Raw genomic sequence first — 21,340 nt, 5'->3', positions numbered from 1 at the left:
GAAGGTACTTGCAATGACAGGTACAAATACATTTACAGTTCTTTCAACTGAGGACTTGGAGCAAACTTCAGGTGGTCTTGCTGTTTGGGAAGATGGATATAGTAGATGGTTATATTATAGAGAATTTGCTCCCTATATGAGGCAAGGGGCACTTAATTCTTATATAGATGCTTGGAAGTACGGCTTCCGAGCAGGGTAATCTTTCAAAAAAGTACGATGAGAAACACAAAAAAACTAAGACAATTTGGAATATTTTTGCTTATTATTTTACTATCTACCTATTTACCACAAACAATTGGATTGTATGTGACGATCATTTTAGGGTTAGGAGCTGATGTCTATTCTCTTATTTTAACAATGGGATTAGTGGGAAGTTTCCTTCTATTAATTTGGAGGTTAAAAAAGAAAAAGATGCTCTTTATCTTTGAGAAAAAGAGCTGGAACTGGTCATTTGTCTTCTACTTATTTGCAACTTATGTGGTTTATCAGATTCTCGGTAATTTTTGGGCACGCTATGCTCATTTGATTAATCATAGGAATATTCATGATGAGTATTTTACCGTGCTTTTTTCAAATGGACAACCAACCTTTTTATCGACTATCTTATCTTTTGTCCTGCCTGTAATCATCGGTCCTGTTTTTGAGGAGACTCTTGATAGAGGGTATTTTATGAATACCTTCTTTCCCTAGTCCAAGTACTATTTGGATGTTATCCTATCTGCTATCATCTTTGGGATTAGCCATTTGATACTATCTCACAGAGATCCAATTAGTTTATTATATTATAGTCTGATTGGTTTCTTTTTTGCCCTTGTTTATCGTTCTACCGACAATCTGAGATTAACGATTCTCTGCCATAGTTTTTTTAACTTTCTCAATCATGCAAAACCTATCTGGATTTTTGTTTACAATTATATCTATTATCATTTTTTTAGATAGTGGGAGGCAAAGAAAAAAGTGTTTGATATCTATCAAACACTTTTTCTTTTTATTGTTCTTCTGTTACAAACTGGCTGAGCAGTCCATTGATAAAACGGGCAGATTTTTGATCGGAGAAGTCCTTTGCAAGCTCGATAGCTTCATTAACAGCAACCAGCTGAGGAGTGTCAAATGAAGTGATTTCAAAGACTCCCAAGCGAAGGAGGTTTCTCTCCACGAGCGTTAAGCGTTCAATGGTCCAACCTGCTTTTAAATGCTGAGTGATTTGCTTATCTAGTTCTTCCTTTTTAGCTTGAACACCAGAAACGAGGTCTATCAAAAAGGCTGGAAGTTGTACATCCGTATCTTCACGATCATGAGTATAGGCGAAACGACAAGCAGTTTCGACATCCGTACCGAACTCAAGGCTCATGAGAGCTTGAAAAGCGCATTTACGGAGTTGGCGTCTAGATTCTAATAGTGGACTAGTCATTGAGGAAGTCCTCGTCAAATAGATCTTTCAATTCTGGTTTTGGTGTTTTATCTGGGACGATACCTGCAACGTGAATATTGATAGCAGCGAGTTCTACATCAGCCATATTACGGACGGCATCTTTGACAGCTTTCTGGATAGCAACCGCTACCTTAGGAACTTTTACTCCGTACTCAAGGTAGAGATAGATATCTGCTGTGAGTTCTTCGTCCACGTTTTTAAGATAAATGCCACGGCCGAGTGAAAGTTTTGAAAGGGTATCAGACACTGATCTGTTTGAAAAAGAGTGAACACCCTCTACCTTTGCAGTAGCGATAGCAATGATTTTTTCAAGTACACGTGGGGCGATAACGATTTCGCCAAGTTGTTCTTCAATTCCCATAGAATGACCTCTTTCTAGAGATTAGGCACGAGAAACGTAAGTTCCTTCTGCAGTGTTGATAACGAGTTTTTGTCCTGCTTCGATGAAGTCTGGAACGTTTACGACAAGTCCAGTTTCCATCGTTGCTGGTTTACCAGAACCTGTAACAGTAGCACCTTTGATAGATGGTTGAGTTTCAGCAACTGTCAACTCAACAGTAGTAGGAACGGTGACACCGATCACTTCAGTTCCGTAGAATTGGATTTTCACATCAGAGTTTTCAAGGATGTAAAGCAATTCGTTTTCAACATTGACTACAGGGATTTCGTACTGGTCGTAAGTTTCTGTATTCATGAAGTATGCTGTGTCATCCATTTTGTACAAGTATTGAGCTGGGACAGTCTCGATAATAGCTTGTTCAAATTTTTCCTCTGGACGGTAGCTTGTGTCAAATGTAGAACCAGTACGGACATCACGCAATTTCATACGCATGATCGTGTTTCCTTTACCTGGTTTGTGGTGACTAGCTTCCAAAACGCGAATCAATTTGCCGTCAGCTGTTTCAAAGGTCATACCAGCTTTTAATTTACTTGCTTCAATCATGTTTTTACCTCTTTAACAAATATTATTACTCTTCATTTTACCATAAAATACTCTGGAAATAAAGCCAAAATAGTTATTGGGAGTTGGTAGGAGCGAAAAAGAATATTGGCTAGTCAGGTGGAGTGGTTAATGTTAAAGAGTATCCACTATATTTCTTCTCATACTCAATGGAAATCAAAGAGCAAACTAGGAAGCTAGCCGCAGGCTGCTCAAAACACTGTTTTGAGGTTGTGGATAGAACTGACGAAGTCAGTAACCATATATACGGTAATGTGACGCTGACGTGGTTTGAAGAGATTTTCGAAGAGTATTATATTTCAAAAGGCCGAAGTAAGTTTACTCCGACCTGTTAGTATTGTCTTAAAAAGATTGATTTTTTATTCTGGTTCTACCAAAATTTTAATTTGTGACTTATCTTGAGTTAATTCGATAAAGCCTTCTTCGACGATATTTTCCAATTTAATTTTCTTAGTAACTAATTTTTCAGCAGAGAAGTAGCCTTGTTCCATCAATTCTAATACTTTAGGGAAGATATGACGATAAGCGATGATTCCTTTTAGTGTCTTTTCTTGGATTGCAAATTCATTCGGATTAATATTTGCTTCTCGTTCCCAGATAGAGACCACCATGCACTCACCTGCTTTATGTACGGCAGCTAAGGCTTGTCCTAAAACTACTGGCACACCCGTTACTTCATAAGAAACATCTACACCACCGTTTGTTAAACGATGAATAGCTTCAACAGCTGTTTCACCTTCTTCCGGACGGACAACGATAGCTCCTAACTCTTCAGCTTTTGCTTGACGTTCAGGTGATAGTTCAACAGCATAAATCTTAGAAGCACCAGCTGCACGAAGAGCTTCTACAATTAATAGACCAATCGGGCCTAAACCAAAGACAACAGCTGTATCGCCAGCCTTCAAAGAAGATTGACGAACAGCATAGACTGCAACAGCAGCGGGTTCAGTAAGAGCAGCTTGCTCATAGCTCAAGCTATCTGGAATGACATGTACTAAGTCACCGTCTAAAACACAATATTTGGCAAATCCACCGTCTGCAGCCAAACCGACAAAATTAAGGTTTGGATCCAAATTATAATCACCAACTAAGTTATTTTTAGCTAGAATTGGTTCCACAGCAACACGATCACCAACTTTAACACGGGTAACATCGCTTCCGACTTCTATGATTTCACCAGAAAATTCATGTCCCAGTGTTACCGGTGCTTTTTGACCAGAATAGACGTGCTCATCTGTTGGGATAAAGATAGGTCCATCTAAAAATTCATGGAGGTCAGTACCACAAATTCCTGTGAACTTAACTGCAACTTTTACTTGGTGCGGAAGTACTTCAGGAACTTCTATTTCTTGAATACGAACATCTTTCGCTGCATGCCAGCGAGCTGCCTTCATTGTAGCCATATAAATAACTCCTTATTGTTGCGATTTTTAGTTTTCTTGTTTGGAAACTTTACACGCAATATTGTAAACGTTTTCTTTCTATTTGTCAAGAAAAAACCAACCTTAGGGCTGGTTTTGTTCTGTCTAGTTTTCTTTCAACTTCGCCAATTCCTGTGCAAGTAGTTTAAGGGCAACTTGTGGGTTGGCTTGGCCTTTGGTTGCCTTCATAAGGAATCCTGTAAAGGCCTTGTCGGCGTTACGTTTGCCTGACTTGAAGTCGGCAACAGCAGCTTCGTTATCGGCAAAGACTTGGTGGATGATTGGGATCAAGATAGCTGGATCTGAAATTTGAACCATACCTGCTTTTTCCACGTATTCACGCGCGCCACCGCCATTTTTAGCTAGATGGACAAAGACTTTCTTGGCAATCTTAGATGAAATAGTACCGTCTTCGATGATGGTAATCATTTCAACCAAGTTTTCTGGTGTCAATTCGATTTGTTCCAGTGTTTTACCTTCAGCATTCAAGAACTGAGCGACTTCCCCTTGGAGCCAGTTAGAGACTTGTTTGGCATCACCACCTAGGGCAACAGCTTTTTCAAAGAAGTCAGAAGTGACTTTATTAGCAGTCAACTGACTAGCATCGTAGTCTGATAAACCAAGGTCAGATACATAACGCGCACGACGTTCTTTTGGAAACTCTGGCAACTCAGTCCGCATTTCCTCAATCCACTCGTCAGAAATTTCAAAGAGGGGTAGGTCTGGTTCTGGGAAGTAGCGGTAGTCAGCAGCCCCTTCCTTGACACGCATGAGGATGGTTGTTTTGTTAGCTTCATCGTAACGGCGTGTTTCTTGGCGGATTTGACCACCTGAGCGAAGAATTTCAGCCTGGCGTTGGACTTCGTATTCAAGACCTTTACGAACGTTTGAGAAGGAGTTGAGGTTCTTCAATTCAGTCTTGGTACCGAATTTTTCTTGACCATAAGGGCGAAGGGAGATGTTGGCATCCACACGCATAGAACCTTCTTCCATCTTAACGTCAGAAATGCCAGCGTACTGGATAACTTCCTTGAGGGCTGTCAGATAAGCATAGGCCTCCTCTGGCGAACGCATATCTGCCTCAGATACAATCTCAATCAAGGGAACCCCTTGGCGGTTGAGGTCAACATAAGAGTAGCCATCTGTACCATGGATGTTTTTACCAGCGTCTTCCTCTAGGTGGGCACGTTCGATACCGATTTTCTTGGTCGTACCGTCTTCTAGTTTGACTTCAATCCAGCCATTATATCCGATTGGTTCATCAAATTGAGAAATTTGGTAGGCTTTGGGGTTATCAGGATAGAAGTAGTTCTTGCGGTCAAAGTGCATCTTTTTGTGGATGTCCATGTTGAGGGCAAGAGCAGCCTTGATACCGGCATCAACAACCCCTTTATTGAGAACTGGTAGAACTCCTGGGAAAGACCAGTCAATCACGTTAGTGTTGGCATTTTGGTCATTTCCAAAGTGGGCAGAAGTAGGTGAGAAGATTTTTGAATTGGTGTTGAGCTCTACGTGGACTTCAAGTCCGATGACTGTTTCAAAGTTCATTAGTTGTCACCTCCAAAAATCACGGGTTGTTGTTTGTGGTAGTCTGTTGTTGCTTCAAAAGCAGCAGCAGCTTGGTAAATGGTTTCCTCAGAGTACTTGGGACCAATCAATTGGAGTCCGACAGGTAGACCTTGAGAGAATCCAGCAGGAATCGAAATTCCAGGCAGTCCTGCCAAGTTTACAGGTATGGTCAATAGGTCGGCTAAGTACATGGCAACTGGGTCATGGTTGAGAGAATCCAAGTCATAGGCAACACTTGGAGCAGTTGGACCCAAAATCAAATCGTAATCCGCGAAGACTTTTTCGAAATCTTGAATGATAAGTGTACGGACCTGTCCAGCCTTCTTATAGTAGGCATCGTAGTAACCTGATGAAAGACTGAAAGTACCCAGCATGATACGGCGCTTCACTTCTTCACCAAAACCTTGGCTTCGGCTGTTTACATAGATTTCATCAAGGTTGGTTGCATCTTCTGCGCGATAGCCGTAACGGATACCGTCGAAGCGTTGCAAGTTTGATGAAGCTTCTGATGAAGCGATGATGTAGTATACGGCAACTCCGTATTTAGAGTGAGGAAGGCTGACTTCTTCGACAATAGCACCCAATTTTTCAAAGTGTTTAGCGGCATTTAGAATGGTTTCCTTAACCTCTGGGTTAATTCCTTCACCGAGGTATTCCTTAGGCAAAGCGATTTTCATACCCTTGATGTCTTGGCCGATTTTTGAAGTAAAGTCGGCGATGCGGACAGGAGCAGAAGTAGAGTCTTTAGCATCTTCGCTGGCAATAGCGTTGAGCAAGAGGGCATTTTCCTTAACAGTAGGAGCAAAAGGTCCAATCTGGTCTAATGAGCTACCAAAGGCAATGAGACCGAAACGTGAAACTGTTCCGTAGGTTGGTTTGAGACCAACGATTCCGTTGAAGGCAGCAGGTTGGCGGATGGAACCACCAGTATCAGAACCAAGTGACAAGCGAACTTGTCCTGAGGCTACAGCTGCGGCAGAACCACTTGATGACCCACCAGGAACCTTGCTGTGGTCCCAAGCGTTTTTAGTTGCTCCGTAGTGTGAAGTTTCACCTGAACCACCCATAGCAAATTCGTCCATGTTGGTCTTTCCAACGACAATCATGCCTTTGGTTTTTGCATTGGCAACAGCTGTCGCATCAAAGATTGGCTCATAGTTGTAGAGCATTTTTGAGGCAGCAGTTGTGAGAATACCGTCTGTAGAGATGTTATCCTTAACAGCAAGTGGAATTCCTGAAAGGACATTGTCAGCATCAATTCCAGCTTCATCAATGGCTTTAGCTTGAACAAGAGCTTGCTCCTCAGCGATGGTGACAAATGAATTGAGGGCTTCCTCACGAGACTTGATATTTTCAAGTGTTGCTTGGGTCAATTCTGTTGCAGAAATTTCCTTAGAGACAAGGAGATTGTGCAACTCTTCAATAGTTTTATTGTTAAAAGTCATTAGGCATCTCCTCCATCGTCTAGGATAGCTGGCACCTTGATATAGTAGTTGTCTTGTTCAGGTACGTTTTTAAACAAGCGATCACGGTCTGTTCCTTCTTCGGCCACATCAGGGCGGAGTACAGTCTTGCGGTCAGCCATAGTCGTAGTAGGTGCGACACCAGTTGTGTCAACTTCGCCCAGCAATTCAACCATGTCAACAATCTTAGACAAGGTGGTCGCAAAGGCAGCAGTTTCTTTTTCAGAGAATCTTAATTTTGAAAGATTGGCAACGTGTGTTACCTCTTCTTGCGTAATTTTCATCTTGCATCCTTTCGTGAAATGATGATTTTTAGTCTGTTCTATTTTACCATATTTTCCTATAAATAAGGGAGGGGGAAGTGAAAAGAAATAGAAATTGAAAAAAATGCTAAAATCCGATATAATGGAGTGTCGAAAGGAATGGTAAAATCCAATGTAAAAATCATTCTCAGCTATTGAAACAAGAAAAATAGAGAATCAAAGAAAGAGAACTTATGAATATTCAAGAAGAAATTAAGAAACGTCGTACCTTTGCCATTATCTCCCACCCGGACGCGGGGAAAACAACCATCACTGAGCAGTTACTCTACTTTGGGGGTGAGATTCGTGATGCTGGTACGGTAAAAGGGAAGAAAACAGGGACTTTTGCTAAATCTGACTGGATGGATATCGAGAAGCAACGTGGGATTTCTGTTACTTCATCTGTTATGCAATTTGACTACGACGGCAAGCGCGTGAATATCTTAGACACGCCAGGGCACGAGGACTTCTCAGAAGATACCTATCGTACCTTGATGGCGGTGGATGCTGCGGTCATGGTCGTGGACTCTGCCAAGGGGATCGAGGCTCAAACAAAGAAATTGTTTGAGGTTGTGAAACATCGTGGCATTCCAGTCTTTACCTTTATGAACAAGTTGGATCGTGACGGTCGTGAGCCTTTGGATCTCTTGCAAGAATTGGAAGAAATCTTGGGCATTGCTAGCTACCCTATGAACTGGCCTATCGGGATGGGGAAAGCCTTTGAGGGCTTGTATGACCTCTATAACCAACGTTTAGAGCTTTACAAAGGGGATGAGCGTTTTGCTAGCCTAGAAGATGGAGACAAACTTTTTGGTAGCAATCCTTTCTACGAGCAAGTCAAGGATGACATTGAGCTTTTAAATGAAGCTGGGAATGAGTTTTCAGAGGAAGCTATTCTGGCTGGAGAATTGACGCCTGTCTTTTTCGGTTCAGCCCTGACAAACTTTGGTGTGCAGACCTTCCTTGAAATCTTCCTCAAGTTTGCTCCAGAACCACATGGTCACAAGAAAACAGACGGTGAAATTGTGGATCCTTATGACAAGGATTTCTCAGGCTTTGTCTTTAAAATCCAAGCCAACATGGATCCTCGTCACCGTGACCGTATTGCCTTTGTCCGTATCGTATCAGGCGAATTTGAGCGTGGCATGAGTGTCAATCTCCCTCGTACTGGTAAGGGTGCCAAACTATCTAATGTTACCCAGTTTATGGCGGAGAGTCGTGAGAATGTGACCAATGCCGTGGCAGGTGATATTATCGGGGTTTACGATACCGGTACTTATCAGGTTGGGGATACCTTGACGGTTGGAAAAAACAAGTTTGAATTTGAACCACTGCCAACCTTTACTCCTGAAATTTTCATGAAAGTTTCTGCTAAGAATGTTATGAAGCAAAAATCCTTCCACAAGGGGATTGAGCAATTGGTGCAAGAAGGAGCCGTTCAGCTTTATAAGAATTACCAAACAGGTGAGTACATGCTAGGCGCTGTAGGTCAACTCCAGTTTGAAGTCTTTAAACACCGCATGGAAAGCGAGTACAATGCGGAAGTAGTTATGAACCCAATGGGTAAAAAGACCGTTCGTTGGATCAAGCCTGAGGACTTGGATGAACGGATGTCGTCAAGTCGCAATATCTTAGCCAAAGACCGTTTTGACCAACCAGTCTTTCTCTTTGAAAATGACTTTGCCCTCCGCTGGTTTGCGGACAAGTATCCAGACGTAGAGTTAGAGGAGAAGATGTGACTCAGTACCAACAATTGGAACTAAAGTTCCAAATTGTTGGACGCTAGTCGCTATTTGGCGAACTAGCTAACTGCCTCACTAACTACGTTTGGCAAATGAAATCGATTTGTAAAACTCCGTGTCGTAATGTAAAAATTGTAAACCGTAATGGGACTTCATCTAAAATCTCCACTGGTATGGTTTTACGAACGAATAGGCGAAAATAATGGTTACGTAGAAACATATGATGGGAATAATATGATGGGAATAAAAAGAAATAAGATAAAGAGTGAAAGAAGAGAAAAAAGCGATTGTCTTAGGTGCAGATAATGCTTATATGGATAAAGTTGAAACAACAATAAAATCTCTTTGTGTTCATCATTATAATCTTAAGTTTTATGTTTTTAATGATGACCTTCCGCGAGAATGGTTCCAATTGATGGAAAAAAGACTAGAGACTTTGAATAGTGAGATTGTGAATGTTCAGATTGACAGTAGTATTCTGAAAGGTTATCGTCTCCCCTTTGAGGGACTTTCATATGCGGCTTTTTTTAGGTATTTTATTCCAAAGTATGTAAGCGAGTCTCGTGTACTGTATTTGGATTCAGATATTGTTGTAAGAAAATCGATAGATGAGCTGTGGGATTTGGACTTGACGGCTATACCCTTAGCTGCAGTTAGAGATGATTTTTATACACATAATTTTAATTCTGGTGTTCTGTTAATCAACAATGGCATGTGGAGAGCAGAAAATGTCACGCAAGACCTGATTTAAGACACAAATAAAAAATCTTCCAATTCCCTTGCAAAAAACAAGAAAGTGTGATAACATAGTACGGTATGTGGTGCTAGCACATCCGCTATATTAGATCTAATAGGAGGAAAACACAATGGCTAAAGTATGTTACTTTACAGGTCGTAAGACTGTATCAGGAAACAACCGTTCACACGCGATGAACCAAACAAAACGTGCCGTAAAACCAAACCTTCAAAAAGTTACTGTTCTTATCGATGGTAAACCTAAAAAAGTTTGGGCTTCAGCTCGTGCTTTGAAATCAGGTAAAGTTGAACGCGTTTAATAATAAAAGCAAAGGAGACCTTAGGGTCTTTTTTCTTTTATTGTGGGTATAACATCGTTTGAAAAATAGAGTAAATATCCGCTGATACATCATTCTGCTTTTACACTTGGGCTGAAATATGATAAAATAGAGTATCAACTAGTTGAGGTAAAAAGGATGACTGTAAAAATTAATACAAAAGATGGTCAAATCGAACTAACAGATGAAGTGATTGCAACCGTCGTAGGTGGAGCAGCAACTGAGATTTTTGGTGTGGTCGGTATGGCTAGTAAAAATGCCCTCAAAGATAATTTCCAAGCCCTGCTAGGTAAGGAAAATTATTCTAAAGGTGTCGTCGTAAAGGCAGCCGAAGATGGCAGTATTGCAGTTGATGTATATACCGTGTTAAGCTACGGAACAAAGATTAGTGAAGTGTCAAAAAACATTCAAGAGCGTGTTGCCTTTAGCTTGGAAAACCAGCTTGGAATTACTGCTCAGACTGTAAATGTCTACATTCAAAATATCAAAGTTGTAGGAGAATAACCGTGTCAAAAATTACTACTAGCTTATTTCAAGAAATGGTGCAGGCTGCATCAACTCGCTTGAATAAGCAAGCTGAATATGTCAATTCATTAAACGTCTTTCCAGTCCCAGATGGAGATACTGGGACAAATATGGGAATGACCATTGAAAATGGTGCTAAAGAAGTTGCAGACAAGCCAGCTTCTACAGTTGGAGAAGTAGCGAGCATTCTTGCCAAAGGGCTTTTGATGGGTGCGCGTGGGAACTCAGGAGTGATTACGTCTCAGCTTTTCCGTGGATTTTCCCAAGCTATCAAGGATAAAGACGAGTTAACAGGTCAAGACTTGGCTCTGGCCTTCCAATCAGGTGTGGAAGTTGCCTATAAGGCAGTGATGAAACCTGTTGAAGGAACGATTTTAACAGTTTCTCGTGGAGCTGCTATCGGTGCTAAGAAAAAAGCTGAGCAAACAGATGACGCTGTTGAAGTCATGCGCGCAGCCTTGGAAGGTGCTAAAACAGCTCTAGCTAAAACACCAGACATGCTTCCAGTATTGAAAGAAGTTGGCGTTGTGGACTCAGGTGGTCAAGGATTGGTCTTCATCTACGAAGGTTTCCTTTCAGCCCTTACTGGCGAATATATTGCATCTGAGGACTTTGTAGCGACTCCTGCCAACATGAGTGAGATGATCAATGTAGAGCATCATAAGTCTGTAGCTGGTCACGTAGCGACTGAGGACATCACGTTTGGTTACTGTACTGAAATCATGGTAGCTCTTAAGCAAGGTCCAACCTATGCTAAAGATTTTGACTACGATGAATTCCGTAACTACTTGGATGAGCTTGGGGATTCTCTCCTCGTTGTTAACGATGATGAAATTGTCAAAGTCCATGTTCATACAGAAGATCCAGGACTTGTTATGCAAGAAGGTCTCAAATATGGTAGCTTGGTCAAGGTAAAAGTTGACAATATGCGTAACCAACACGAAGCACAGGTTGAGAAAGAAGCTACTCAAGTTATCAAGTCGGCTGAAGAAAAAGAGTATGCTTTGATTGCTGTGGTGGCTGGTAAAGGTCTAGCAGATATCTTCTGTTCTCAAGGCGTGGATTATGTTATCGAAGGCGGTCAAACCATGAACCCTTCAACAGAAGACTTTATCAAGGCTGTTGAACAGGTCAATGCCCGTAACATCATCTTCTTGCCAAACAACAAGAACATCTTCATGGCAGCTCAATCTGCGGCAGAAGTTTTGGAGCAACCAGCAGTAGTGGTAGAGGCTCGCACTCTTCCTCAAGGTATGACAAGTCTTCTTGCCTTTGATCCAAGCAAGTCCATTGAAGAAAACCAAGAGCGTATGACAGCTGCTCTTAGCGATGTTGTTAGCGGAAGCGTCACAACAGCCGTGCGTGATACAACGATCGATGGCTTAGAAATCCATGAAAACGATAATCTAGGTATGGTGGATGGAAAAATTCTTGTGTCAAACCCTGATATGCACCAAACATTGACTGAAACCTTGAAACATATGTTGGATGAAGACAGTGAAATCGTAACCTTCTATGTCGGTGAAGACGGAAGCGAAGAACTTGCCAATGAAATCGCTCAAGAAATCGTAGAAGAATTCGAAGACGTTGAAGTCGAGATTCACCAAGGTCAACAACCTGTTTACCCATACCTATTTAGTGTGGAATAAGATTAATGAAGGACTGAGAAATCAGTTCTTTTTTCTTTTTTAGTAAATGAAATCGGTATCTTTTTAATAAAAACAAAAATAACATTCATAAATAAACGTTAAAATAGAAAATTCAGAAAATTTCTTCTTTTATCTTGAAAAATTTTGAAAAAATGGTATGATAGTAACAAGTTATTTTTAAGAGGAAAGAAAGGGGAATAATGGAGAAAATCAGTTTAGAATCTCCTAAGACGGGGTCGGACCTAGTTTTGGAAACACTTCGTGATTTAGGAGTTGATACCATCTTTGGTTATCCTGGTGGTGCGGTTTTGCCTTTTTATGATGCGATATATAATTTTAAAGGCATTCGCCACATTCTAGGGCGCCATGAGCAAGGTTGTTTGCATGAAGCTGAAGGTTATGCCAAATCAACTGGAAAGTTGGGTGTTGCCGTCGTCACTAGTGGACCAGGAGCAACAAATGCCATTACAGGGATTGCGGATGCCATGAGCGATAGCGTTCCCCTTTTGGTCTTTACAGGTCAGGTGGCGCGAGCAGGGATTGGGAAGGATGCCTTTCAGGAGGCAGACATCGTGGGAATTACCATGCCAATCACTAAGTACAATTACCAAGTTCGTGAGACAGCTGATATTCCGCGTATCATTACGGAAGCTGTCCATATCGCAACTACAGGCCGTCCAGGGCCAGTTGTAATTGACCTACCAAAAGACATATCTGCTTTAGAAACAGACTTCATTTATTCACCAGAAGTGAATTTACCAAGTTATCAGCCGACTCTTGAGCCGAATGATATGCAAATCAAGAAAATCTTGAAGCAATTGTCCAAGGCTAAAAAGCCAGTCTTGTTAGCTGGTGGTGGAATTAGTTATGCTGAGGCTGCTACGGAACTAAATGAATTTGCAGAACGCTATCAAATTCCAGTGGTAACCAGTCTTTTGGGACAAGGAACGATTGCAACGAGTCACCCACTCTTTCTTGGAATGGGAGGCATGCACGGGTCATTCGCAGCAAATATTGCCATGACGGAAGCGGACTTTATGATTAGTATTGGTTCTCGTTTCGATGACCGTTTGACGGGGAATCCTAAGACTTTCGCTAAGAATGCTAAGGTTGCCCACATTGATATTGACCCAGCTGAGATTGGCAAGATTATCAGTGCAGACATTCCTGTAGTTGGAGATGCTAAGAAGGCCTTGCAAATGTTGCTAGCAGAACCAACAGTTCACAACAATACTGAAAAGTGGATTGAGAAAGTCACTAAAGACAAGAATCGTGTTCGTTCTTATGACAAGAAAGAGCGTGTGGTTCAACCGCAAGCAGTTATTGAACGAATTGGTGAATTGACGAATGGAGATGCCATTGTGGTAACAGACGTTGGTCAACACCAAATGTGGACAGCTCAGTATTATCCCTACCAAAATGAGCGTCAGTTAGTGACTTCAGGTGGTTTGGGAACAATGGGCTTTGGAATTCCAGCAGCAATCGGTGCTAAAATTGCTAACCCAGATAAGGAAGTAGTCTTGTTTGTTGGGGATGGTGGTTTCCAAATGACCAACCAGGAGTTGGCTATTTTGAATATTTACAAGGTGCCAATCAAGGTGGTTATGCTGAACAATCATTCACTTGGAATGGTTCGCCAGTGGCAGGAATCCTTCTATGAAGGCAGAACATCAGAGTCGGTCTTTGATACCCTTCCTGATTTCCAATTGATGGCGCAGGCTTATGGTATTAAAAACTATAAGTTTGACAATCCTGAGACCTTGGCTCAAGACCTTGAAGTCATCACTGAGGATGTTCCTATGCTAATTGAGGTAGATATTTCTCGTAAGGAACAGGTGTTACCAATGGTACCGGCTGGTAAGAGTAATCATGAGATGTTGGGGGTGAAGTTCCATGCGTAGAATGTTAACAGCAAAACTACAAAATCGTTCAGGAGTACTCAATCGCTTTACAGGTGTCCTATCTCGTCGTCAGGTTAATATTGAAAGCATCTCTGTTGGAGCAACAGAAGATCCGAATGTATCGCGTATCACTATTATTATTGATGTTGCTTCTCATGATGAAGTGGAGCAAATCATCAAACAGCTCAATCGTCAGATTGATGTGATTCGCATTCGAGATATTACAGACAAGCCTCATTTGGAGCGCGAGGTGATTTTGGTTAAGATGTCAGCGCCAGCTGAGAAGAGAGCTGAGATTTTAGCGATTATTCAACCTTTCCGTGCAACAGTGGTAGACGTAGCGCCAAGCTCGATTACCATTCAGATGACGGGAAATGCAGAAAAGAGCGAAGCCCTATTGCGAGTCATTCGCCCATACGGTATTCGCAATATTGCTCGAACGGGTGCAACTGGATTTACCCGCGATTAAAAATCCAACTTAAATTTATTAAACCAGCCTAAAAGGCAATAAATAATAGAAAAGAGAGAAAAGCTATGACAGTTCAAATGGAATATGAAAAAGATGTTAAAGTAGCAGCACTTGACGGTAAAAAAATCGCCGTTATCGGTTATGGTTCACAAGGGCATGCGCATGCTCAAAACTTGCGTGATTCCGGTCGTGACGTTATTATCGGTGTACGTCCAGGTAAATCTTTTGATAAAGCAAAAGAAGATGGATTTGATACTTACACAGTAGCAGAAGCTACTAAGTTGGCTGATGTTATCATGATCTTGGCGCCAGACGAAATTCAACAAGAATTGTACGAAGCAGAAATCGCTCCAAACTTGGAAGCTGGAAACGCAGTTGGATTTGCCCATGGTTTCAACATCCACTTTGAATTTATCAAAGTTCCTGCGGATGTAGATGTCTTCATGTGTGCTCCTAAAGGACCAGGACACTTGGTACGTCGTACTTACGAAGAAGGATTTGGTGTTCCAGCTCTTTATGCAGTATACCAAGATGCAACAGGAAATGCTAAAAACATTGCTATGGACTGGTGTAAAGGTGTTGGAGCGGCTCGTGTAGGTCTTCTTGAAACAACTTACAAAGAAGAAACTGAAGAAGATTTGTTTGGTGAACAAGCTGTACTTTGTGGTGGTTTGACTGCCCTTATCGAAGCAGGTTTCGAAGTCTTGACAGAAGCAGGTTACGCTCCAGAATTGGCTTACTTTGAAGTTCTTCACGAAATGAAATTGATCGTTGACTTGATCTACGAAGGTGGATTCAAGAAAATGCGTCAGTCTATTTCAAACACTGCTGAATACGGTGACTATGTATCAGGTCCACGTGTAATCACTGAACAAGTTAAAGAAAATATGAAGGCTGTCTTGGCAGACATCCAAAATGGTAAGTTTGCAAATGACTTTGTAAATGACTATAAAGCTGGACGTCCAAAATTGACTGCTTACCGTGAACAAGCAGCTAACCTTGAAATTGAAAAAGTTGGTGCAGAATTGCGTAAAGCAATGCCATTCGTTGGTAAAAACGACGATGATGCATTCAAAATCTATAACTAATTAGAAATATATAGCGCTGGAGATGATTTTATGAAAAAGATTATGAGAAAAATTGCATCGTTATTATTGGTTCTAGTTGTATAATGTAATTACACCGTCGGTAATAGTGCTAGCAGACCAAAATAAAGCAGATTGGTCGTATGATGAAAATGCTGTAATTAACATTTATGATGATGCTAATTTTGAAGATGGTAGGTTGCATATGACCTTTGAACAATTCTTCAAATTGGCACAAATAGCTAGAGAAGAAGGTCTTGAAATTCATTCTCCGTTTGAGAGAGCTGATGCGACTAAATCTGCTCGTTATATAGCGAAATGGATTTTGAGAAATAAAAAACATTAACAAATATAGTTGGTAAATCATTAGGACCTAAATCAGCTGTTAGATTCGGAGAAGCTTTATCCTATATTGAAGGTCCTCTTCGCAGAATAAATGAGACGATAGATGGCGATTTATATCAAATAGAGCAAATTATTGCATCTGGATTGAAAGAATCGGGTTTAAATGACTGGACTGCGAAAACTTTAGCTTCAGCTATTCGTGGGATATTAGATGTACTTATTTAGGGGTTGAAATCATATGAATATTACCAATTTGTTTTCTATCAAGACAGGATGTGATGAAACTGATAGGCAACTGCAAAAACTATTTTTTCAGTTGGATTTACAATTGGGAGAATTGACAGATCAACTAAGAAAATTAGATTCTAATTTTGTTCCTCGTAGTCAATTTGTAGACACGTTGGATTTGAATGATGTAGAATATAAAGAAATTTTAAACTATTTTATCTTCCATCGTAATGATAGTGAAGAAAGTTTGGTAGAATGGTTATATGATTGGATTTCCACAAATCGTTATGAACTTCCTAAAGAGTTTTCGATTCGTATGGCTCATAAATACCATGAAAGTGTTACTGAAGTTTTCGGAGATGAATAACTAAAAAACAGTCATTAGTGACTGTTTTTTATAGAAAAAGAGGTTTTATATGTTAAGTTCAAAAGATATAATCAAGGCTCACAAGGTCTTGAACGGTGTGGTTGTGAATACTCCACTGGATTACGATCATTATTTATCGGAGAAGTATGGTGCTAAGATTTATTTGAAAAAAGAAAATGCCCAGCGTGTTCGCTCCTTTAAAATTCGTGGTGCCTATTATGCCATTTCCCAGCTCAGCAAGGAAGAACGTGAACGTGGGGTAGTCTGCGCTTCTGCGGGAAATCATGCGCAGGGAGTAGCCTATACTTGTAATGAAATGAAAATTCCTGCTACTATCTTTATGCCCATTACTACGCCACAACAAAAGATTGGTCAGGTTCGCTTTTTTGGTGGGGATTTTGTAACTATTAAACTAGTTGGAGATACCTTTGATGCCTCAGCCAAAGCAGCTCAAGAATTTACAGTCTCTGAAAATCGTACCTTTATTGATCCTTTTGATGATGCTCATGTTCAAGCAGGTCAAGGAACAGTTGCTTATGAGATTTTAGAAGAAGCTCGAAAAGAATCGATTGATTTTGATGCTGTCTTGGTTCCTGTTGGTGGTGGCGGTCTCATTGCCGGGGTTTCTACCTATATCAAGGAAACAAGTCCAGAGATTGAGGTTATCGGAGTAGAGGCGAATGGAGCGCGTTCCATGAAAGCTGCCTTTGAGGCTGGAGGTCCAGTCAAACTCAAGGAAATTGATAAATTTGCTGATGGGATTGCTGTGCAAAAGGTAGGTCAGTTGACCTATGAAGCAACTCGTCAACATATTAAAACTTTGGTAGGTGTCGATGAGGGATTGATTTCTGAAACCTTGATTGACCTTTACTCTAAGCAAGGGATAGTCGCAGAACCTGCTGGAGCGGCTAGTATCGCCTCTTTAGAGGTTTTAGCTGAATATATTAAGGGGAAAACCATTTGTTGTATCATTTCTGGAGGAAATAATGATATCAACCGTATGCCAGAAATGGAAGAGCGTGCCTTGATTTATGATGGTATCAAACATTACTTTGTGGTCAATTTCCCACAACGTCCAGGAGCTTTGCGTGAGTTTGTAAATGATATCCTGGGGCCAAATGATGATATCACACGTTTTGAGTATATCAAACGAGCTAGCAAGGGAACAGGCCCAGTATTAATTGGGATCGCTTTAGCAGATAAGCATGATTATGCAGGTTTGATTCGTAGAATGGAAGGTTTTGATCCAGCTTATATTAACTTAAATGGTAATGAAACGCTTTATAATATGCTTGTCTGAGGACTAATAAAAAAATATCATATTATTTGTACAACTGATGTATATGTGCTATAATGAAGATGAAGAAAGGGGACGATTCCTATGGTTTTAGAAAACTTATCGTGCAATTCTTACTTCTGTTCATTATAGCACTTATGATGTTTGGCTCAGATTTCCATCCTTCATTTTGATTTCCTATCTATTGACAAGCATAGTCACACTGTCTTTAATACTCTTCGAAAATCTCTTCAAACCACGTTAGCTCTATCTGCAACCTCAAAACAGTGTTTTGAGCAACTTGCGGCTAGCTTCCTAGTTTGCTCTTTGATTTTCATTGAGTATAAGGTATGATTTGATTTCTTTTTGTTGACAAATATACCATATTAAAAAGATATATAAGTAATTAACTGAGCTTATCTGTCTTGTCATCTCTATTAAGGATGGTTTAGATAATCGGGTGTCTGCTTCTAGGCTAGCACCTCAATATCCAAAGGAGTGATGAATTTGAAGGACATAAGGAATACCTATCTCTCAGATGATTTATTGAGGAAGAAAGATAGGAGTTTTTGAGCTAGTGAAGGCTTGGATTTCTAAAGGTTAGAACTATCATCTTCAGTTCTTAAATCGAAGAAATAAGCTATCTTACGGAAATAGAGAAGCATTTTTTAAGAACTTGAATAATTTCGCACCTTAAGAGGGTAATAATACAGTATTTTTATTAGCAAATATTTATGGTGTAGAGGCTAGCAAAACCTATATATTATCGGATTTAAAAAGGAAGTAAGAAAATTCTGAACTAATTATTTTCGTTGAATATATGTTTTTTTTATTGACAAAAGTAGTAAAAACGTATACAATTAAATATTATAAAGAAGAAAATAGGAGAAAAACATGGCTAAGTCAAACTTTGAAAAAGTAGAATCAGTTGTTGGCTGGGTTCGTGATAAGAAAATCACAGGCTACCGTATCTCTAAAGAAACGAATGCGCGTGAAATGTCTATCATTGCTCTGGCGCAGGGTCGTGCAAAAGTAAAAAATATTTCATTTGAAACAGCCCTAGGCCTAATTGATTTCTATGAAAAAAATTATGAAAAATTTGAAGATTAATCTTTGGATAACGGCGGATTCTTGACCTTCAAGTAGTAGAGATAGAGAATCTGCCTTTTCATTTTGAGGACAGCAAAAAGACTGCACGGTTGATGCAGCCTTTTCTTTTTATTTGAGATAGCGTTGAAGGAACTCTTTTGTTCGGTCTTCTTTAGGATTGGTGAAGAGGTCTTCTGGTTTACCTTCTTCAGCGATCACGCCCTTATCCATAAAGATAACACGGTGAGAGACATCACGGGCAAATTCCATTTCATGGGTTACGACAATCATGGTCAAGCCTTCCTGAGCCAGGTCCTGCATGATTTTGAGGACTTCTCCAACCATTTCTGGATCGAGAGCTGATGTTGGTTCATCAAAGAGAATAGCGTCCGGATTCATGGAGAGGGCACGAGCGATGGCCACACGTTGTTTTTGACCACCTGAGAGTTGTTTTGGTTTGGCTTGCCAGTAGCGTTCTCCCATGCCGACCTTTTCCAGGTTTTCTTTGGCAATCTTTTCAGCTTCTGTGCGTTCGCGTTTTAGGACAGTTGTCTGAGCGACGATTGTGTTTTCAAGAACATTGAGATTTTCAAAGAGGTTAAAGGATTGGAAAACCATCCCCAACTTTTCACGGTATTGCGTGAGGTCATAGCCTTTTTCGAGGACGTTTTGTCCATGATAAAGGATTTGTCCATCAGTTGGTGTTTCAAGTAGGTTAATGGAGCGTAGGAAGGTCGATTTTCCGCTTCCAGAGCTTCCGATGATAGAGATGACCTCTCCCTTGTGGACAGTGAGTGAAATGTCTTTTAGCACTTCGTTTTGTCCATAGGATTTTTTGAGGTGTTTAATTTCAAGGATTGCTTGTGTCATTATTTCAAATCCTCCGTTTGCATTTGGTTAGCACCTGTAGTGTAGGTATCCATGTCCATTCTGCGCTCGATAAAGCGTAGGATACGTGTTACGGTGAAGGTGAGGACAAAGTAAATCACGGCGATGATTGTAAATGTCTGGAAGTATTGATAGGTTTGTGTTGCCACGGTATTTCCTGAGAAATAAAGTTCGACAACAGAGATAACGTTCAATACAGATGTATCTTTGATATTGATGACAAATTCATTACCAGTTGCAGGTAGGATGTTACGGACTACCTGAGGTAGGACAATCTTACGCATGGTCTGGTTATGGGTCATACCAAGAGCAGTCGCAGCTTCAAATTGTCCCTTGTCAACTGCTAGGATACCACCACGGACGATTTCAGTCATGTAGGCACCGGTATTGATTGAAACGATGAAGATAGCAGCCAGTGTACGGTCAAGGTTGATCCCGAAAGCTTGGGCAGTTCCATAGTAGATAACCATCGATTGAACAATCATTGGCGTACCACGGAAAATTTCAATGTAGACATTGAGAACCCAGCCGACTAGTTTTTGTAGGCCGTAAATGACTTTGTTTTCAGAGAGAGGAGCAGTACGGAAGACACCAATGGCAAGTCCAATAATGAGACCTATGATGGTTCCGACGATAGAGATTAAAAGAGTGATACCAGCACCACGCAAGAGTTGTTGCCAGTTTTCAGAAAGAATTTTAGCAACTTGGCTAAAGAAACTACTGCTAGTCTCTTCAGTTGTTGTAGCTTCGGCAGGTTGTTCCTTGATCATACGATCCATCAAGGCAACTTGGTCATCTTTTGAAATGGTTTCAATGCTGGCATTGATTTGGCTAATACGATTGTCATTTTTACGAAGCCCGATAGCGATAGCTGTATCTTCTTCCCCAGTTTTGAAACCAGGTTCTACTTGAATCATCTTGAACTTAGAGTTCGCAGCTTCAGCAGTCAGTGCTTCTGGACGTTCAGAAACATAAGCATCAATGACACCAGCCTCAAGAGCTTGTCGCATTTGAGCGAAGTCTCCCATGGCTGTTTCTTTTTTAGCACCTGGGATTTGTGCAATCAAGTTATAAAGGTAGACCCCTTGTTGAGAAGTGATTTTTGCACCGTTAAAGTCATCCAAAGATTTAGCACTTGCGTAGGCAGAATCTTTTTTGACAAGCAAAACTGGTTCGCTAGTATAGTAACTGCTCGAAAAGGCAATTTCTTGTTTGCGTTCTGCAGTTGGACTCATACCTGCGATAATCATGTCAATCTTACCAGAAGTAAGGGCAGGGACTAGACCTTCCCACTTGGTTTTAACAACCAAAGGTTCTTTACCTAAGTCCTTAGCGATTTTCTTGGCGATTTGAACATCGTATCCGTTGGCATACTGATTGGTCCCATCGATTTTGACAGCTCCGTTGCTATCATCATCCTGGGTCCAGTTAAAGGGAGCATATGCTGCTTCCATACCGATGCGTAAATATTCATCGGCTTGAGCAACATTGACAAGTCCTAGCATCAGCAAGAGACTTGTGAAAATAGATAAGTATATTTTTCTCATGATTTCTC

Annotated in this window: 24 protein-coding genes and 1 pseudogene; 16 read left to right on the top strand and 9 right to left on the bottom strand. The window is 40.7% G+C overall.

The genetic code is table 11. The annotated features are described in order from the left end of the window. Nucleotides 1–13 precede the first annotated feature (13 nt). The 3 genes from briC to AT689_RS11215 are packed head-to-tail and all read left to right on the top strand — an operon-like array spanning nucleotide 14 to nucleotide 939. Entirely contained in the window at nucleotides 14–199 is a 186-nt protein-coding gene (gene briC / locus AT689_RS00380) for a biofilm-regulating peptide BriC (RefSeq protein WP_000148169.1), read from the top strand. 17 nt (nucleotides 200–216) lie between these two features. Next, nucleotides 217–690: a hypothetical protein gene (locus AT689_RS00375; protein WP_001246429.1), complete on the top strand. Its 474-nt coding sequence runs from the start codon at nucleotides 217–219 to the stop codon at nucleotides 688–690. Between the two features lie 12 nt (nucleotides 691–702). Beyond that, nucleotides 703–939 (top strand): CPBP family intramembrane glutamic endopeptidase, encoded by a 237-nt coding sequence (locus tag AT689_RS11215; RefSeq protein WP_001810355.1) that lies wholly within the window; start codon nucleotides 703–705, stop codon nucleotides 937–939. Between the two features lie 49 nt (nucleotides 940–988). On the opposite strand, the gene nusB is transcribed toward AT689_RS11215, so the two are convergent. The 3 genes from nusB to efp are packed head-to-tail and all read right to left on the bottom strand — an operon-like array spanning nucleotide 989 to nucleotide 2,375. Continuing rightward, entirely contained in the window at nucleotides 989–1,411 is a 423-nt protein-coding gene (nusB, locus tag AT689_RS00370) for a transcription antitermination factor NusB (protein WP_000203654.1), read from the bottom strand. Then, nucleotides 1,404–1,793, bottom strand: a complete 390-nt coding sequence (locus tag AT689_RS00365; protein ID WP_000510591.1) for an Asp23/Gls24 family envelope stress response protein — start codon at nucleotides 1,791–1,793, stop codon at nucleotides 1,404–1,406. The genes nusB and AT689_RS00365 overlap by 8 nt, the downstream gene beginning before the upstream one ends. 21 nt (nucleotides 1,794–1,814) lie before the next feature. Next, on the bottom strand, nucleotides 1,815–2,375 hold the full coding sequence (gene efp / locus AT689_RS00360) for an elongation factor P (protein WP_000568640.1): 561 nt from the start codon (nucleotides 2,373–2,375) through the stop codon (nucleotides 1,815–1,817). Nucleotides 2,376–2,542: 167 nt separating this feature from the next. Between efp and AT689_RS13170 the strand changes: the two genes are divergently transcribed. Continuing rightward, nucleotides 2,543–2,728, top strand: a complete 186-nt coding sequence (locus tag AT689_RS13170; protein WP_000403098.1) for a hypothetical protein — start codon at nucleotides 2,543–2,545, stop codon at nucleotides 2,726–2,728. A gap of 24 nt (nucleotides 2,729–2,752) precedes the next feature. Here AT689_RS13170 and AT689_RS00350 read toward each other — a convergent pair whose 3' ends face one another. The 4 genes from AT689_RS00350 to gatC form a co-directional block, all read right to left on the bottom strand. Beyond that, nucleotides 2,753–3,796 carry a 2,3-butanediol dehydrogenase gene (locus tag AT689_RS00350; protein ID WP_000224423.1) on the bottom strand — a complete coding sequence of 348 codons (1,044 nt, stop codon included), beginning with the start codon at nucleotides 3,794–3,796 and terminating at the stop codon, nucleotides 2,753–2,755. A gap of 123 nt (nucleotides 3,797–3,919) precedes the next feature. Then, on the bottom strand, nucleotides 3,920–5,362 hold the full coding sequence (gatB, locus tag AT689_RS00345; RefSeq protein WP_001008677.1) for an Asp-tRNA(Asn)/Glu-tRNA(Gln) amidotransferase subunit GatB: 1,443 nt from the start codon (nucleotides 5,360–5,362) through the stop codon (nucleotides 3,920–3,922). Further along, nucleotides 5,362–6,828, bottom strand: a complete 1,467-nt coding sequence (gene gatA, locus AT689_RS00340; RefSeq protein ID WP_000143740.1) for an Asp-tRNA(Asn)/Glu-tRNA(Gln) amidotransferase subunit GatA — start codon at nucleotides 6,826–6,828, stop codon at nucleotides 5,362–5,364. Before gatA ends, gatB begins: the two co-directional genes overlap by 1 nt. Then, nucleotides 6,828–7,130, bottom strand: coding sequence for an Asp-tRNA(Asn)/Glu-tRNA(Gln) amidotransferase subunit GatC (gene gatC / locus AT689_RS00335; RefSeq protein ID WP_000705433.1), 303 nt, complete (start codon nucleotides 7,128–7,130; stop codon nucleotides 6,828–6,830). The genes gatA and gatC overlap by 1 nt, the downstream gene beginning before the upstream one ends. 212 nt (nucleotides 7,131–7,342) lie before the next feature. On the opposite strand from gatC, the gene AT689_RS00330 reads away from it, so the two are divergent. From AT689_RS00330 to AT689_RS00275, 12 genes and pseudogenes are all read left to right on the top strand, one after another. Continuing rightward, on the top strand, nucleotides 7,343–8,887 hold the full coding sequence (locus tag AT689_RS00330) for a peptide chain release factor 3 (protein WP_001025408.1): 1,545 nt from the start codon (nucleotides 7,343–7,345) through the stop codon (nucleotides 8,885–8,887). Between the two features lie 316 nt (nucleotides 8,888–9,203). Beyond that, nucleotides 9,204–9,638 (top strand): annotated as a pseudogene (locus AT689_RS00325) (glycosyltransferase); the annotation flags it as partial. A 118-nt stretch (nucleotides 9,639–9,756) separates the two neighbouring features. Then, nucleotides 9,757–9,945 (top strand): 50S ribosomal protein L28, encoded by a 189-nt coding sequence (gene rpmB / locus AT689_RS00320; protein ID WP_001140948.1) that lies wholly within the window; start codon nucleotides 9,757–9,759, stop codon nucleotides 9,943–9,945. Between the two features lie 156 nt (nucleotides 9,946–10,101). After that, on the top strand, nucleotides 10,102–10,467 hold the full coding sequence (locus AT689_RS00315) for an Asp23/Gls24 family envelope stress response protein (RefSeq protein ID WP_000216436.1): 366 nt from the start codon (nucleotides 10,102–10,104) through the stop codon (nucleotides 10,465–10,467). Between the two features lie 2 nt (nucleotides 10,468–10,469). After that, complete coding sequence (locus tag AT689_RS00310; protein WP_000036661.1) at nucleotides 10,470–12,137, top strand: DAK2 domain-containing protein; 1,668 nt, start codon at nucleotides 10,470–10,472, stop codon at nucleotides 12,135–12,137. Nucleotides 12,138–12,337: 200 nt separating this feature from the next. After that, nucleotides 12,338–14,038, top strand: a complete 1,701-nt coding sequence (locus AT689_RS00305; RefSeq protein WP_000411763.1) for an acetolactate synthase large subunit — start codon at nucleotides 12,338–12,340, stop codon at nucleotides 14,036–14,038. Then, nucleotides 14,031–14,507, top strand: a complete 477-nt coding sequence (gene ilvN / locus AT689_RS00300) for an acetolactate synthase small subunit (RefSeq protein ID WP_001253803.1) — start codon at nucleotides 14,031–14,033, stop codon at nucleotides 14,505–14,507. Before AT689_RS00305 ends, ilvN begins: the two co-directional genes overlap by 8 nt. Nucleotides 14,508–14,572: 65 nt before the next feature. Further along, a complete protein-coding gene (gene ilvC, locus AT689_RS00295) occupies nucleotides 14,573–15,595 on the top strand; it encodes a ketol-acid reductoisomerase (protein ID WP_000218054.1) in 1,023 nt (340 codons plus the stop codon). A gap of 106 nt (nucleotides 15,596–15,701) precedes the next feature. Next, complete coding sequence (locus AT689_RS00290) at nucleotides 15,702–15,938, top strand: hypothetical protein (protein ID WP_001846568.1); 237 nt, start codon at nucleotides 15,702–15,704, stop codon at nucleotides 15,936–15,938. Nucleotides 15,939–16,175: 237 nt separating this feature from the next. Next, on the top strand, nucleotides 16,176–16,532 hold the full coding sequence (locus AT689_RS00285) for a hypothetical protein (protein WP_001027901.1): 357 nt from the start codon (nucleotides 16,176–16,178) through the stop codon (nucleotides 16,530–16,532). 49 nt (nucleotides 16,533–16,581) lie between these two features. Then, nucleotides 16,582–17,832, top strand: coding sequence for a threonine ammonia-lyase IlvA (ilvA, locus tag AT689_RS00280; RefSeq protein ID WP_000952972.1), 1,251 nt, complete (start codon nucleotides 16,582–16,584; stop codon nucleotides 17,830–17,832). 870 nt (nucleotides 17,833–18,702) lie between these two features. Then, nucleotides 18,703–18,918: a capsule biosynthesis transcriptional regulator gene (locus AT689_RS00275; RefSeq protein ID WP_001130038.1), complete on the top strand. Its 216-nt coding sequence runs from the start codon at nucleotides 18,703–18,705 to the stop codon at nucleotides 18,916–18,918. Between the two features lie 108 nt (nucleotides 18,919–19,026). Here AT689_RS00275 and AT689_RS00270 read toward each other — a convergent pair whose 3' ends face one another. Both AT689_RS00270 and AT689_RS00265 read right to left on the bottom strand, forming a co-directional pair. Continuing rightward, on the bottom strand, nucleotides 19,027–19,767 hold the full coding sequence (locus AT689_RS00270; protein ID WP_000189477.1) for an amino acid ABC transporter ATP-binding protein: 741 nt from the start codon (nucleotides 19,765–19,767) through the stop codon (nucleotides 19,027–19,029). Further along, nucleotides 19,767–21,332: an ABC transporter substrate-binding protein/permease gene (locus AT689_RS00265; protein WP_001227315.1), complete on the bottom strand. Its 1,566-nt coding sequence runs from the start codon at nucleotides 21,330–21,332 to the stop codon at nucleotides 19,767–19,769. Before AT689_RS00265 ends, AT689_RS00270 begins: the two co-directional genes overlap by 1 nt. Nucleotides 21,333–21,340 lie beyond the last annotated feature (8 nt).

This window comes from Streptococcus pneumoniae (genome assembly GCF_001457635.1).
Classification (GTDB): Bacteria; Bacillota; Bacilli; order Lactobacillales; family Streptococcaceae; genus Streptococcus; species Streptococcus pneumoniae.
This window is presented reverse-complemented; position numbering and strand designations above follow the sequence as displayed.

Excerpts from the sequence above, each read along its gene's own strand:
- AT689_RS00330 (WP_001025408.1), top strand. The coding sequence starts at position 7,343 with ATGAATATTCAAGAAGAAATTAAGAAACGTCGTACCTTTGCCATTATC.
- AT689_RS00275 (WP_001130038.1), top strand. The coding sequence starts at position 18,703 with ATGGCTAAGTCAAACTTTGAAAAAGTAGAATCAGTTGTTGGCTGGGTT.
- ilvA (WP_000952972.1), top strand. The coding sequence starts at position 16,582 with ATGTTAAGTTCAAAAGATATAATCAAGGCTCACAAGGTCTTGAACGGT.
- AT689_RS00265 (WP_001227315.1), bottom strand. The coding sequence starts at position 21,332 with ATGAGAAAAATATACTTATCTATTTTCACAAGTCTCTTGCTGATGCTA.
- ilvC (WP_000218054.1), top strand. The coding sequence starts at position 14,573 with ATGACAGTTCAAATGGAATATGAAAAAGATGTTAAAGTAGCAGCACTT.
- AT689_RS00305 (WP_000411763.1), top strand. The coding sequence starts at position 12,338 with ATGGAGAAAATCAGTTTAGAATCTCCTAAGACGGGGTCGGACCTAGTT.
- briC (WP_000148169.1), top strand. The coding sequence starts at position 14 with ATGACAGGTACAAATACATTTACAGTTCTTTCAACTGAGGACTTGGAG.
- AT689_RS00270 (WP_000189477.1), bottom strand. The coding sequence starts at position 19,767 with ATGACACAAGCAATCCTTGAAATTAAACACCTCAAAAAATCCTATGGA.
- efp (WP_000568640.1), bottom strand. The coding sequence starts at position 2,375 with ATGATTGAAGCAAGTAAATTAAAAGCTGGTATGACCTTTGAAACAGCT.
- AT689_RS13170 (WP_000403098.1), top strand. The coding sequence starts at position 2,543 with ATGGAAATCAAAGAGCAAACTAGGAAGCTAGCCGCAGGCTGCTCAAAA.
- ilvN (WP_001253803.1), top strand. The coding sequence starts at position 14,031 with ATGCGTAGAATGTTAACAGCAAAACTACAAAATCGTTCAGGAGTACTC.
- AT689_RS00365 (WP_000510591.1), bottom strand. The coding sequence starts at position 1,793 with ATGGGAATTGAAGAACAACTTGGCGAAATCGTTATCGCCCCACGTGTA.
- nusB (WP_000203654.1), bottom strand. The coding sequence starts at position 1,411 with ATGACTAGTCCACTATTAGAATCTAGACGCCAACTCCGTAAATGCGCT.
- AT689_RS00285 (WP_001027901.1), top strand. The coding sequence starts at position 16,176 with ATGAATATTACCAATTTGTTTTCTATCAAGACAGGATGTGATGAAACT.
- rpmB (WP_001140948.1), top strand. The coding sequence starts at position 9,757 with ATGGCTAAAGTATGTTACTTTACAGGTCGTAAGACTGTATCAGGAAAC.
- AT689_RS00350 (WP_000224423.1), bottom strand. The coding sequence starts at position 3,796 with ATGGCTACAATGAAGGCAGCTCGCTGGCATGCAGCGAAAGATGTTCGT.
- gatC (WP_000705433.1), bottom strand. The coding sequence starts at position 7,130 with ATGAAAATTACGCAAGAAGAGGTAACACACGTTGCCAATCTTTCAAAA.
- AT689_RS00315 (WP_000216436.1), top strand. The coding sequence starts at position 10,102 with ATGACTGTAAAAATTAATACAAAAGATGGTCAAATCGAACTAACAGAT.
- AT689_RS00375 (WP_001246429.1), top strand. The coding sequence starts at position 217 with ATGAGAAACACAAAAAAACTAAGACAATTTGGAATATTTTTGCTTATT.
- gatB (WP_001008677.1), bottom strand. The coding sequence starts at position 5,362 with ATGAACTTTGAAACAGTCATCGGACTTGAAGTCCACGTAGAGCTCAAC.
- gatA (WP_000143740.1), bottom strand. The coding sequence starts at position 6,828 with ATGACTTTTAACAATAAAACTATTGAAGAGTTGCACAATCTCCTTGTC.